Raw genomic sequence first — 13074 nt, forward strand, 5'->3', positions numbered from 1 at the left:
TTAACGAAAAATGAAAACTGGTCTATTCTTCGGTTCTTTTAATCCAATTCATATTGGACACTTAGTTATTGCCAATTATATGGCAACTTTTAGTGGTTTAAAAGAAGTTTGGCTAGTCGTTTCACCACACAATCCGTTGAAGCAGAAAAGCGGTTTGGCAAATATGTACGACAGGTTGGAGATGGCAAAACTGGCGACAGAAAATGCTCCTCAAATTAAAATAAGTGACATTGAATTTAAATTACCACAACCTTCTTTTACTATAGATACACTTACACATCTGCATGAGCGTTATCCTGAAAAAGAATTTGTGCTTATTATGGGTGCTGATAATTTAAGTTCTCTTAAAAAGTGGAAGAATTTTGAAATTCTATTGAAGGACTATCATATTTATGTTTATCCTAGACCTGGAGTAGATGTAAGTGAATGGGAAAATCATCCATCTATTACTTTTACTGATACCCCTGAAATGGAAATCTCTTCTACTTTTATCCGTAAGGCGCTAAAAGAAAATAAAAACATTCAGTTTTTTGTTCCAGATAGTGTGTTGGAGTTTATTGAGCAGAAAAATATGTATCGCTAATTTTAATTCCGTTGGCTGAAGCCAACGGCAATGAATAGAATACCTTCTAACCCCAGTAATTCCTTGCAGTCTGCTTTAGCTGACTGATGAAGCCAACGGCAAGGAATAACAAAAGTTATCCTTTATAGATTAAAAACACGGTTGGTTTTTTGTGCAAGTCTATTCTTTCACCTCGCCATGCGCCAACTGTCATTGTTTTAATAAATTCATCTTCGCCATTAATATTGCAAGCGATGCAGAGTTGAGTGCTGCCATGGCAATTCTTTAATACATCTTCTAGTAAATGATTATTTCTAAAAGGTGTTTCCATGAACAATTGAGTTTGTTTATTTTTTTCTGAAAGACTTTCTAGTTCTTTTATCCGCTTTGCTCTATCTACTTTATCAATTGGTAAATAACCATGAAATGAAAAGCTTTGTCCGCTAAAACCAGAGGCCATTAAAGCTTGCAACATTGAGTTTGGACCAACTAAAGGCACTACTTTTATCCCACGTTTGTGGGCTTCTGAAACAATTTCTGCTCCTGGATCTGCTACTCCTGGGCAACCTGCTTCGCTCATTAAACCTACATCAATACCCGACATTAGTTGCGTAAAATAAGGCACTAAAGAGTTTCCACGTTTGTGTTTTCCGAAATCGTGAATTAACAATTCACTTTGTGGTGTTTTAATTCCTGCTTCTTTTAAAAACTTACGGGCAGTTTTTTCATTCTCTACAATGTATGTTTTAATTGCATTAATAGTATCAATTAAATAAGGAGTGAAAGATTTCTGCGTCGCATTTTCTGCTAACGGAACTGGAATTAGAAACAACGTGCCTTTTTGCATAGCTAAAATTTAAGCTACAAAAGTACAGTTTTAAGCCAATAAGTTGAACCTTTAAAATTTTACAAAGGTTTGGCTAAACAGCAAACCAACGTTATTGTTTGATTGGATTTAATATAATGTAGCAAATTTAGTTCTGCCCGACTTATTTTTTACACATACTAGGAGTGGCTTTTGGCACACTTTAAAACACTTAATTGTAAAGAAATACGTTAAACCATGGTAATTAGAGGGATTATTATCTTTCGATTAATTCTTTGTTAAAAATGGTGTTCAAATTGATATACAGTATAGTGTTAGGTTAATTATAAATTTTTAAAACACACAAAAAATGAAAAACATGATCAAATTACCGGCAATTGCGCTGGGGCTCATGCTCCTTCTTACCGGAACCACACAAAAAGTCATGGCGCAACAAGAGGATGTTTCCTTGCAGTCGTTTTACGATGAATTGTCGCCTTATGGACAATGGATCCAAGATCCACAATATGGTTACGTTTGGCGACCAGATGTAGATCAGGAAGAGTTTAGGCCTTATTATAGTAATGGCCGTTGGGCGATGACTGAGTATGGAAATACTTGGGTTTCTAACTACGATTGGGGTTGGGCTCCTTTTCACTACGGACGTTGGATATATAACAGCTACAACCAATGGGTTTGGATACCAGATACAGTTTGGGGACCAGCTTGGGTAAGTTGGAGAAGTGGTGGTGGTTATTATGGGTGGGCTCCTTTAGGTCCAAGCATTAGCATAGGTATTAACATTGGAAGAGGTGGATATCGTGTGCCAGATATGTGCTGGAATTTTATTCCATACAGTAATATTTATTACAATAGCTATCCTCGTTATTATGGCGGTAGGAATAGAATTTATATTCAAAATACGGTAATTATTAACAACACTTATATTCGTAATAACAGGACATATTATACTGGACCGAGAGCAGAGGAAGTTAGACGTGCTACTAATCAGAATGTGACTGTTTATAATGTAAATAGAAGCAGCAGACCTGGAGCATCTAGAATTGATAATAATACTGTTAACATCTATAATCCAAGACCTAGTAGAGGTACTTCGAATGCAAATGCTGCTCCGAGAAATGCAGTACAAGGTAACATTAGCCGTGGCCCTGTTGGAAGAGATGGAAGGGATAATAATAACGTAAGTACTCGCCCAGAAAGAGGAAATAGCAATGGCAATGTAACACAGGGTGATCGTAGCGGAACTGCTAATAGAGGAAATGGCAATATGTCTACTCGCCCAGCTAGAGGTGGTAATGAAGTAAATACTACCCCAAATAGAGATAACGATAATCGTGTTGGTACACCAAGAACTGACAACAATGGTGCAGGTTCTAGACCAAGTGTATTTGGAAGAAATCGTGAAAGTGGCACTAGCCAGCCACAAAGAGTAGAGCGTAGTAGAGAGATGCCGCAGCAACAACAGGCGCAACCGCAGCGTGTAGAGCGTCAGCAACCGGTGCAACAAGCTCCTCAACAGAGAGAGAGCAGACCGCAGCCGCAGCAAGCTCAGCCGCAAAGGGTAGAACGTCAGCAACCGGTACAGCAAGCGCCTCAACAGCGAGCTGAAAGACCACAACCTGTGCAACAGGCTCAGCCACAACAACAACGTAATGAGCGTTCACAACAAGCGCCTCCACAAAGGAGTTCTGGTGGTTCGGAAAGTCGTGGTGAAAGAGGTGGTGGCCGCCCAGGAAGAGGATAAAATATAAGTATGAATAGTGAAAAAGTCGATTGCAAAATCGGCTTTTTTTATGCTTAGCCTAACTACTTTATACTAGAAAGAAAATATTCTTACCTTTGCGACGCAATGAAACAAGCTACAGCCATTTTATTTCCACTTCGCTTTTTATAAAGCTTTGCTGTATTCGCTATTTTATTAAATTTTTGCACTCATTCTCAATACAAATCCATGGTTAATCCTGAAATAGAAAAAAGAAAAACATTTGCCATTATTAGCCACCCCGATGCTGGTAAAACTACTTTAACTGAAAAGTTTTTGTTGTTTGGTGGGGCAATTAATACTGCTGGCGCCGTAAAACGGAATAAAGCGAACCAAAGCAGCACTTCCGATTTTATGGAAATTGAGAAACAGCGTGGTATTTCGGTGGCTACATCGGTAATGGGTTTCGAGTATAATGGCAAGCGGATTAATATTTTGGATACACCTGGTCACAAGGATTTCGCAGAAGATACGTATAGAACTTTGTCGGCGGTTGACAGTGTAATTTTAGTGGTTGACTGCGTGAAAGGGGTTGAGGAACAGACGGAGAAATTGATGTCGGTTTGTAGAATGAGGAATACTCCGGTTATTATTTTCATTAATAAAATGGATCGTGAGGGTAAGGATGCATTTGATTTATTGGATGAAATTGAGAGTAAATTGAACATTAGTTTGTGTCCTTTGAGTTGGCCAATTGGTCAGGGGCACACTTTTAAGGGAGTTTATAGTATTTATAATAATCACCTGAATTTGTTTGAATCTGATAAGAAGAAAATAAGTGCTCCGGTAATTGAGGTTGATAATTTGGAGGATGAAAAGTTGGAGAAATTTTTACTAGCGAAGACTTTATCGACTTTAAAAGATGAGTTGGAATTGGTTGAGGGTGTTTATGGTAAGGTTGATAAGGAGATGTATTTGGAGGGATTATTAGCACCAGTATTTTTTGGTAGTGCAATTAATAATTTCGGGATTAAAGAATTGTTAGATACGTTTATTACTATCGCTCCTAGTCCGAAAAGTAGAGAGGCTGAGGAACGTGTAGTTTTAGCAACGGAGAAAAACTTTAGTGGTTTTGTGTTTAAAATTCATGCGAATTTAGATCCAAATCATAGAGATAGGATTGCATTTTTAAGAATTTGTTCGGGTAAGTTTGAGCGTAATAAGTTCTTTTATCATACTAGAAATAATAAGAAGATAAAATTCTCTAACCCAATGGATTTTATGGCTAATGAAAAGAGTATTGTGGAGGAGGCTTGGCCTGGTGATGTGGTTGGTTTGTATGATAGTGGTACTTTTAAAATTGGCGATACATTAACTGAAGGTGAGAAATTGCAGTTTAAAGGCATTCCGAGCTTCTCGCCAGAGATTTTTAAGGAGGTTGAGAATAGAGATCCTTTGAAAACAAAACAGCTTGAAAAAGGCTTACAACAATTAACTGAGGAAGGTGTTGCGCAATTGTTTGTGATGCAGCCTGGAAATAGAAAGGTGATTGGTGCGGTTGGTGATTTACAATTTGAGGTTATTGCGTTTAGATTGGAGCATGAATATGGTGCTAAAGCGCATTTTAGGATGTTAACCTACACGCGTTCAAATTGGGTAACATCTAAAGATCCGAAGAAATTAGAGGAGTTTTTGAAGCGTAAACAACAACATATTGGTGAGGATAAGGATGGTAATCCGGTTTATTTAGCGGATAATGAGTTTATGATTAATATGACAATGAGGGATTATCCAGATATTGAGTTTCATAAGACTAGTGAGTTTAAATAGTTCACTGGCTCATTAGTTCAATTGTTAATTGGTTGGATGACGTTAATAAATCCTATAGTTATTTTAGCTTGTTTAAAGCAGTTTTAATTCTTGGCATCATGTCTTTAATATCTTGTAAAGAACAGCCGCCAATTGAAGCTCTAAACCAAGGCATGTTTTCTTCATTGCCAAAGGCCGAGAATGGAACTATTGCGGTTTGTGCTTCTTTAATTAGATAGAAATTTACATCTGCACTATTTTTTAGTAAGTCTCCTGCTGGAGTTGTTTTACCTATGTAATCTATTTTTAAAGTTAGGTATATTGCACCCATTGGGATGACTGCATCTACAGCAAAACCTTCTTTTTTTAATTGCTGAAAACCGTTGTATAATTCGTTTAAACTTGCTTGAACTTGTGCTTTAAAGCTGCTTAAAAATTCATTAACCAAGTTTTTATTTTTGAAATAATCTGCCACAGCAACTTGTTCTGCTTTCGGTGCCCAAGCACCAATATGTCCTAAAATGGATTTCATTTTACCAATTACATTTTCTGGTCCGAAAGCCCAACCTACACGAACTCCTGTAGCTGCTAAGCATTTAGAAATACCATCAATATAAATTATGTAGTCTTTTAATTCTGGGCGTAAACTAACTGGATTTACATGTTCTTTATCGAAGGTTAGTAACGAATAAATCTGATCGTACATGATGTACAATGGTTTTTCATCGGCTTTGCGTGATTTATTTTCTTCGATAACAATATCACAAATTTCTTCCAACTGTTGTTGTGTAAACATCGTGCCAGTTGGATTTAACGGTGAACATAAAGCCAATAAAGTTGCTCCTTTTAAATGTGGTTTCAATTGCGCTGCGGTAGGCATAAAATTATTTTCTACTGTAGTTTCTATGGCAATCCCGTTAGCAGATGAAAGGTGGCAATAGTGATTGTTATTCCAAGATGGTGCTGGGTAAATTACTTTATCTCCAGGATCAATTAAGGCTAAATACAGCGCATAAATTAATGGACGCGAACCACCAGCAATTAGAATCTCATTTAGTGCATAATCTAATTCGTAACGATCTTTCAAAATTTCGACAACTGTTTCGCGTAATGGCAAAATACCATCTGCTGGCGGATAATTGGTATGACCTTCGCGATATGCTTTTACAATTGCTTCTTCTAGTGGTTTGGGTATAGGGAAAATGGATGAATCAAAATCACCAATAGTTAGGTTTGCAATTTGTGCACCTTTACGCTTCATATCATTTACTTCGTTGCCGATTTTAATGATTTCTGAGCCTATAAGTGTGTTTGCTAATACTGATACATTCATTTTATATGGGTTTAATACTAAGCTAATAAGTTGGCGATGGCCTGATTTGTTTTTTCAAATTTGAATTGAGCCAAAACTTCATTCATCATCGCTTCAATTTCTGGATTACACAAGTTGCCAATACTCCCCTCGTGTGTATGTTTAACTGTTTTATTTGGCGCAAAAGTTCCATTATCAATAGTTTCACCAACAATTTTATAGGCTTCTCTAAATGGAGTTCCGTTTAAGGCTAGTTCGTTAACTACATCAACACTAAATAGATAATCGTACTTTTTATCGTCTAAAATATGGTCTTTAACAGTGATGTTTTCCAGCATAAACGTTGTCATTTCCAAACACTCATTTAAAGATGTAATTGCTGGGAAAAGGTTTTCTTTCAATAGCTGTAAATCTCTGTGATATCCAGAAGGCAGGTTAGTTGTCATCATGGCGATTTCGTTTGGCAAAGCTTGAATTTTATTGCAACGCGAACGAATTAACTCAAAAACATCTGGGTTTTTTTTATGCGGCATAATGCTCGAACCCGTTGTTAATTCATCAGGGAAGCTAATAAACCCGAAGTTTTGGTTGATGAATAAGCAAACATCCATTGCCATTTTAGCTAAAGTTGCCGCCACAGAAGACATTGCCTGACCTAAAATTCTTTCGGTTTTTCCCCTCCCCATTTGGGCATAAACCACATTATAGTTTAGCTTTTCGAAACCTAATAATTCAGTTGTCATTGTTCTATTTAGAGGGAAAGAAGAACCATAACCCGCCGCCGAACCCAATGGATTTTTGTTGCAAACTTTATAAGCTGCCAACATCATTTCCATATCATCTGCCAAGCTTTCTGCATAAGCGCCAAACCACAAACCAAAAGATGATGGCATTGCGATTTGTAAGTGCGTATAACCTGGTAATAATTTGTCTTTATGCGTATTGCTCAGCGTAATTAATTGGTTAAACAAGGTTGAGGTATTTTCTACCATTTCTTGAATACACGCTCTGAAATAGAGTTTTAAATCAACTAAAACCTGATCGTTGCGTGAGCGACCACTATGAATTTTTTTACCTGCTTCGCCAATGCGCTGCGTTAATAGCCACTCCACTTGTGAGTGCACATCTTCTACACTATCATCGATGGTAAATTTACCTTCAGCAATTTCTTTATAAATAACTTTTAATGCCGTTTGAACTTCAATTAATTCATCAGCTGTTAGCAAATTAATACTGGCCAACATTTCTACATGCGCCAAAGAACCCAACACATCAAAAGCTGCCATTTGTAAATCCAGTTCTCTGTCTTTACCAACTGTAAATGCTTCGATGCCCTTATTTACTTCAATATTTTTTTGCCAGATTTTCATTTTTATTCTTCGTCATTGCGAGGCACGAAGCAATCCCCTTTTTAAAATTAACTTTTATCATTTGCAAAACAAAAAGCTTTAAGATTGCTTCCTGCCTCGCAATGGCAATTTATTTTCCACCTACTACGGGTTTCAACATATTAATATAGCCTTCTATTCCTTGTTTAATTTCATGTACGTATAAAAATTCATCCGCCATATGCGAACGACCAGAAAAACCTGGTCCACATTTTAAAGATGGAATGTCTAATAATGCTTGATCTGATGTAGTTGGTGAGCCATACGTATCTCTGCCTAAAGCAATTCCAGATTGTACAATTGGGTGATTTTTATCAATTTTTGATGGCTTTAACCGAACCGAACGAGGTTTAACTTCGCAGTTTACGTGTTGCTTAATAATTTCGACTACTTCTTCATTGGTATATGAATCGGTAACGCGAACATCAACCGTAAAAGTGCAACTTGCTGGCACTACATTATGTTGCGAACCTGCATTAATGATGGTAACCGTCATTTTTACTGGGCCAAAAACTTCGGATACTTTTGGAAATTTATAGGTTCTAAACCATTCTATATCTTGTAAAGCTTTATAAATTGCATTTTCACCTTCGTCTCTTGCCGCGTGACCAGCTTTCCCATGAGCAATACAATCTATTACCAATAAACCTTTTTCGGCAATGGCCAAATGCATTTCTGTTGGCTCGCCTACTATTGCAAATTCTAATGGACCAAGATCTGGAATTACCAATTCTAGGCCATCATTTCCAGAAATTTCTTCTTCGGCAGTTGCCGCGATACAAAAATTATAGGTTAGGTTTTCTTGCGGATAAAAGTATAAAAAGGTAGCAATTAATGACACTAAACAGCCGCCAGCATCATTACTTCCTAAGCCAAACAGTTTATCATCTACAATATCTGGAGAAAATGGATTGCGTGTATAGCCCGAATTTGGTTTTACGGTATCGTGATGTGAGTTTAATAAAACAGTGGGTTTTGATGCATCAAAATATTTATTGTAAGCCCAAATATTGTTTAGCTTACGAATAGTTTTTACGCCATGTTGTTGCAAAAAAAGTTCAATTTTATTGCCTGTTTGCTGTTCTTCTTTACTAAAAGATGGCGTTTTAATCAATTCACGCAGCAGTTCTGTACTTTCTTGTATGAGTTTGTTAATCATAATTTTGATTTAAGATTTCGAAATTCCTCATTTCAAATTAATCATTATATAGTCCAGCTGCTTTTTTAGCTGAGAGCTTAATTCCTTTAATAAATGCTGAGCTAAAACCATTGTGTTCCATCTCATTTAAACCTGCAATTGTACATCCCTTTGGAGAGGTTACTTTATCGATTTCTCCCTCTGGGTGACTTTGGGTTAATAGCAACAAATCTGCTGCGCCTTTTGCAGTTTGAACAGCCATTTTTAAAGCGTCGTGGGCATGAAATCCAATTTCAACTCCACCTTGTGAAGCAGCTCTAATGCTACGCAAAAAGAAAGCAATGCCGCAAGCGCAAAGAGCAGTTGCTGCGGTCATTAAATCTTCATTAATGGTAATTACCGCGCCTACGGTTTCAAAAAGTATAGTTACTTCTTTGATGTTTTTATCTACCGCATTATCGCTAGCAATACAAGTCATGCTTTGTCCAATTGCTATTGCAGTGTTTGGCATTGCTCTAATTACTTGTACATTATTGCCCAGTTCTTTGCGCACATCTTCACATGTTACGCCAGAAACTACCGAAATAACCAACTGTTTTTCTGGATTTATTGAGGATGCAATTTCTTCTAAAACCTTTTTTAGTTGTTGCGGCAATACTGCTAAAACAACAATATCAGCGTTATAAATTGCGACAATATTATTGTCGCTCACGTTAAAACCAGCGGCCACTTCATCAGTCATAAGTTTTAAGTTACGTCTGGTTAGGGTAATGTCGTCTGGCTTACAATAGTTTTTGTTTACTAAGCCTTTTGCAAGCGAAAGACCAATGTTTCCACTACCGATAATGGTTATTTTTTTCATGATTCTAGTTTATGGTTGATTGCTTTTATATCTTCTTATTTTAACATTTTAGTTCCAAAAATTCCATCGCTTAATTCAGAAAGTTCATCGGCTTTGCCAATATAAACTGCCGAAACTCCTTTTTTAATTGCTTCGAAAGCATTGTGCAATTTTGGGATCATTCCTCCTTGTACCGTTCCATCCGCTTTTAATCCTTCAAATTCATCCGCCTTGATTTCTCTTACAACCGAAGTATCGTCATTCACATCTTTTAAAACTCCTTTTTTCTCAAAACAATACACCAATCGGCTTTCATATAATGATGACATGGCAACTGCCAAAGCCGAAGCAATAGTATCTGCATTGGTGTTTAATAATTGCGAATCTCCATCATGTGTAATTGCACATAAAACAGGTGTTAAGCCCGCTTTTAATAAATTATCCAACATAGTTGATGACACGGAATTTTCATCTAAATCGCCAACATAACCGTAATCTATTTCCTTTACAGGACGTTTTTTTGCTTTAATAATATTTCCGTCTGCACCAGTTAATCCAATGGCATTACTCCCTTTTGCTTGCAAAGCCGCAACCATATTTTTATTGATCAATCCAGCGTACACCATCGTTACAATGCGTAAGGTTTCGATATCGGTAATGCGTCTGCCCTCTACCATTTTGGCTTCAATTCCTAATGATTCGCTGAGTTCTGTTGCAATTTTACCACCACCATGAACTAGAATTTTATCTCCTGGTAAGGCGGTAAAATCTAATAAAAACTGATGTAGATTTTCAGAATTATCAATTACATTTCCGCCTATTTTGATGATGGTGAGTTGTTTCATAGTTGAGTTGTGGGTTGTAGGTTATGAGTTCCGGGTTTAGGCATCAAGACCTGCAACACGCAACCTATAACCCGTAACATATTATTTTAATTCTTCCAACATTGTTTTTAAAACTGCTTGCGCTGCCCAAAGGCGATTTCCAGCCTCTTGAATAACTAAAGAGTTTGGTCCATCTAATATTTCTGATGATAGTTCTAAATCTCTTCTAACGGGTAAACAGTGCATTACTTTCGCATCATTTGTAAGCCCTAACTTCTCGTTATTCATCATCCAGCCATCTGGATATGTTAAAACTTTACCATATTCTTTATAGCTACTCCAGTTTTTTACGTAGATATAATCTGCTCCGTTTAATGCGGTTTCTAAATCGTATTCTATTTTTGCTCCTGTTGTAAAATCTTCTGAAAGTTCATATCCCTCTGGTTGAGCAATTGTAAAATCTAACATGTTTTCTTGTTGAGCTTTGCACATCCATTCGGCAAAAGAATTCGGAACAGCTTGTGGCAATGCTTTTACATGTGGTGCCCAAGCTAAAACAACTTTAGGTTTAGCATTAGCGCCTACCCTTAATGGATTCCAAGTTTCGTGAATGGTAATTAAATCTGCAAAACTTTGCAAAGGATGGCGAGTTGCACTCTCTAAACTTACCACAGGAACGCCGCAATATTGTACAAACTTAGTGAAGAAATCTTCATTATAATCTTCATCACGGTTGTTCAATTTTGGAAAAGAACGTAAGCCCAAAATATCGCAATATTCTCCCATAACTGCCGCAGCTTCACGAATATGTTCAACTGTCGAACCATTCATAACCACGCCATCTTGCGTTTCTAAAGCCCAACCTTCTTTGTCCATGTTCATTACCATTACATTCATGCCCAAATTAAGCGCAGCTTTTTGTGTGCTCAACCGTGTGCGTAAACTTGGATTCATAAAAACTAAACCTAAGGTTTTGTTTTTACCTAAATCTTGGTTTGCATAGGGGCTTGCTTTCAATGCCAATGCATCGTTTACAAATTGTTTGATGTTTGGAACATCATGTACGGAAGTGAAAAGTTTCATCTTAAAACGGTTTGAGGTTTAAGGCGTAGGGTTTAAGGTTTCCCTGCACCGCCTCTTAAAAATTTCAAAAAAGAAATTAGCATCGCTCTAACTTCATTAATTGATTGGTTAACTTTCAAATATTCTTCTTCGCTTATGTATTTCAATTCTGACGCACATAAACAACAATAATCTATTTCATTTGTCGAGCCTAAAGCAGTATCTAAAAAATGGGCGAAATCCTTATCTGTAAATCTACCACATCCTTCAACAATATTTAAAGGAATAGACAATGAAGCTCTAGTTAGTTGAGACGTTAATTCAAACCTTTCTTCTTTTGGAAATTTTGTTGCAATCTCTTTCTTAATGAACATATTTAGTTCATGAGATTTTTTCCAAACGTCAAGTTTTTTGTAGTCTCTCATCACCTTATACCTTATGCCCTACACCCTTAACCGCTTTCTCAAATGCAGTCAAAAATTCATCTGCATGTGCTCTTGTTAAGTTCAGTGCTGGCAATAAACGAATTACATTTGGTTTTGCTTCTCCTGTAAAAATGAGATGTTTAAATAGCAGTTCTTTTTTTACATGTGCTAATTCTTCTGGTAATTCTATACCAATCATTAAACCACGACCACGAACTTCGATAACTTGTTCAAATTTTTTCAGTTCAGTGATTAGGTAATTACCAACTTCTTCAGCGTTTTTCATCAAATTATCTTGTTCCATAACTTCTAAAACAGCTAACGCCGCCGCACAAGCTAAATGATTTCCGCCAAATGTTGTTCCTAATTCTCCATGCCAAGGTTTAAATTTTGGTGCGATTGAAATTCCTGCAACAGGAAATCCGTTACCCATTCCTTTTGCCATGGTATACACATCAGCTTCTACACCTGCGTAATCATGTGAGTAAAACTGACCCGTACGACCGTAACCGCACTGAACTGAATCGGCAATGTAAACTGCATTGTATTCATCACAAAGTGAGCGAATTTTTTGCAAGAAATTTTTTGAAGTTTCTTTAATTCCGCCAACACCTTGAATTCCTTCTATAATTACAGCACAAATTTCATCGCCTTGTGCTTTAAATGTTTCTTCTAATGCAACTTCGTTATTATGAGGTAAGAAAATTACGTTATCAGTTTGATTAACTGGTGCTACAATTTTAGGATTATCTGTAACTGCTACAGCTAAAGATGTACGACCGTGAAATGCACCAGAAAAAGCAATTATTTTCTTTTTCCCATTGTAAAACGATGCCAACTTTAAAGCGTTTTCATTTGCCTCCGCACCAGAATTACATAAAAATAATTGGAAATCTTTTTTGCCAGAAACCTGACCTAATTTCTCTGCTAACTGAACCTGTAAAGGGATTTTAACAGAGTTTGAATAAAATCCAACTTTATTTAGTTGATCAGTTAAGCGTTTTACATAATGAGGATTGGTATGTCCGATGGAAATTACGGCATGACCGCCATATAAATCTAAATATTTTTGTTCGTTGGCATCCCAAACATTACTGCCTGCTGCTTTAGTTATTTCTATATCGTTAAGAGGGTATACGTCGAATAAATTCATTTTTTAAAGAGTTTTTATCATTCTGATTTTTA

12 protein-coding genes are annotated in these 13074 nt (G+C 36.7%); 3 read left to right on the forward strand and 9 right to left on the reverse strand.

Features of this window, described 5'->3' with window-relative positions; all coding sequences use genetic code 11:
• The first annotated feature begins 10 nt into the window (after positions 1-10).
• Positions 11-583: a nicotinate (nicotinamide) nucleotide adenylyltransferase gene (nadD, locus tag GM921_RS11500; protein ID WP_182922781.1), complete on the forward strand. Its 573-nt coding sequence runs from the start codon at positions 11-13 to the stop codon at positions 581-583.
• A gap of 115 nt (positions 584-698) precedes the next feature.
• Here nadD and GM921_RS11505 read toward each other — a convergent pair whose 3' ends face one another.
• Positions 699-1409, reverse strand: coding sequence for an SAM-dependent methyltransferase (locus GM921_RS11505; protein WP_182922782.1), 711 nt, complete (start codon positions 1407-1409; stop codon positions 699-701).
• A gap of 328 nt (positions 1410-1737) precedes the next feature.
• On the opposite strand from GM921_RS11505, the gene GM921_RS11510 reads away from it, so the two are divergent.
• A complete protein-coding gene (locus tag GM921_RS11510; protein WP_182922783.1) occupies positions 1738-3132 on the forward strand; it encodes a DUF6600 domain-containing protein in 1395 nt (464 codons plus the stop codon).
• A gap of 207 nt (positions 3133-3339) precedes the next feature.
• Entirely contained in the window at positions 3340-4920 is a 1581-nt protein-coding gene (locus tag GM921_RS11515) for a peptide chain release factor 3 (protein WP_182922784.1), read from the forward strand.
• A 58-nt stretch (positions 4921-4978) separates the two neighbouring features.
• On the opposite strand, the gene GM921_RS11520 is transcribed toward GM921_RS11515, so the two are convergent.
• The 8 genes from GM921_RS11520 to GM921_RS11555 form a co-directional block, all read right to left on the reverse strand.
• Positions 4979-6232 carry a pyridoxal phosphate-dependent aminotransferase gene (locus GM921_RS11520; RefSeq protein WP_182922785.1) on the reverse strand — a complete coding sequence of 418 codons (1254 nt, stop codon included), beginning with the start codon at positions 6230-6232 and terminating at the stop codon, positions 4979-4981.
• 17 nt (positions 6233-6249) lie between these two features.
• A complete protein-coding gene (gene argH, locus GM921_RS11525; RefSeq protein WP_182922786.1) occupies positions 6250-7581 on the reverse strand; it encodes an argininosuccinate lyase in 1332 nt (443 codons plus the stop codon).
• A gap of 109 nt (positions 7582-7690) precedes the next feature.
• Positions 7691-8758 carry a M20 family metallo-hydrolase gene (locus GM921_RS11530; protein ID WP_182922787.1) on the reverse strand — a complete coding sequence of 356 codons (1068 nt, stop codon included), beginning with the start codon at positions 8756-8758 and terminating at the stop codon, positions 7691-7693.
• Between the two features lie 37 nt (positions 8759-8795).
• Entirely contained in the window at positions 8796-9599 is an 804-nt protein-coding gene (gene proC, locus GM921_RS11535) for a pyrroline-5-carboxylate reductase (protein WP_182922788.1), read from the reverse strand.
• Between the two features lie 35 nt (positions 9600-9634).
• Entirely contained in the window at positions 9635-10423 is a 789-nt protein-coding gene (argB, locus tag GM921_RS11540; RefSeq protein ID WP_182922789.1) for an acetylglutamate kinase, read from the reverse strand.
• Between the two features lie 81 nt (positions 10424-10504).
• Positions 10505-11485, reverse strand: a complete 981-nt coding sequence (locus tag GM921_RS11545; protein WP_182922790.1) for a Rossmann-fold NAD(P)-binding domain-containing protein — start codon at positions 11483-11485, stop codon at positions 10505-10507.
• Positions 11486-11517: 32 nt separating this feature from the next.
• Complete coding sequence (locus tag GM921_RS11550) at positions 11518-11889, reverse strand: four helix bundle protein (protein ID WP_182922791.1); 372 nt, start codon at positions 11887-11889, stop codon at positions 11518-11520.
• A 4-nt stretch (positions 11890-11893) separates the two neighbouring features.
• A complete protein-coding gene (locus GM921_RS11555) occupies positions 11894-13042 on the reverse strand; it encodes an aspartate aminotransferase family protein (RefSeq protein ID WP_182922792.1) in 1149 nt (382 codons plus the stop codon).
• Positions 13043-13074: the final 32 nt, after the last annotated feature.

Origin of the sequence: Pedobacter planticolens (assembly GCF_014172375.1) — a bacterium.
GTDB classification, from domain to species: Bacteria; Bacteroidota; Bacteroidia; order Sphingobacteriales; family Sphingobacteriaceae; genus Pedobacter; species Pedobacter planticolens.

Excerpts from the sequence above, each read along its gene's own strand:
- nadD (WP_182922781.1), top strand. The coding sequence starts at position 11 with ATGAAAACTGGTCTATTCTTCGGTTCTTTTAATCCAATTCATATTGGA.
- GM921_RS11505 (WP_182922782.1), bottom strand. The coding sequence starts at position 1,409 with ATGCAAAAAGGCACGTTGTTTCTAATTCCAGTTCCGTTAGCAGAAAAT.
- GM921_RS11510 (WP_182922783.1), top strand. The coding sequence starts at position 1,738 with ATGAAAAACATGATCAAATTACCGGCAATTGCGCTGGGGCTCATGCTC.
- GM921_RS11515 (WP_182922784.1), top strand. The coding sequence starts at position 3,340 with ATGGTTAATCCTGAAATAGAAAAAAGAAAAACATTTGCCATTATTAGC.
- GM921_RS11520 (WP_182922785.1), bottom strand. The coding sequence starts at position 6,232 with ATGAATGTATCAGTATTAGCAAACACACTTATAGGCTCAGAAATCATT.
- argH (WP_182922786.1), bottom strand. The coding sequence starts at position 7,581 with ATGAAAATCTGGCAAAAAAATATTGAAGTAAATAAGGGCATCGAAGCA.
- GM921_RS11530 (WP_182922787.1), bottom strand. The coding sequence starts at position 8,758 with ATGATTAACAAACTCATACAAGAAAGTACAGAACTGCTGCGTGAATTG.
- proC (WP_182922788.1), bottom strand. The coding sequence starts at position 9,599 with ATGAAAAAAATAACCATTATCGGTAGTGGAAACATTGGTCTTTCGCTT.
- argB (WP_182922789.1), bottom strand. The coding sequence starts at position 10,423 with ATGAAACAACTCACCATCATCAAAATAGGCGGAAATGTAATTGATAAT.
- GM921_RS11545 (WP_182922790.1), bottom strand. The coding sequence starts at position 11,485 with ATGAAACTTTTCACTTCCGTACATGATGTTCCAAACATCAAACAATTT.
- GM921_RS11550 (WP_182922791.1), bottom strand. The coding sequence starts at position 11,889 with ATGAGAGACTACAAAAAACTTGACGTTTGGAAAAAATCTCATGAACTA.
- GM921_RS11555 (WP_182922792.1), bottom strand. The coding sequence starts at position 13,042 with ATGAATTTATTCGACGTATACCCTCTTAACGATATAGAAATAACTAAA.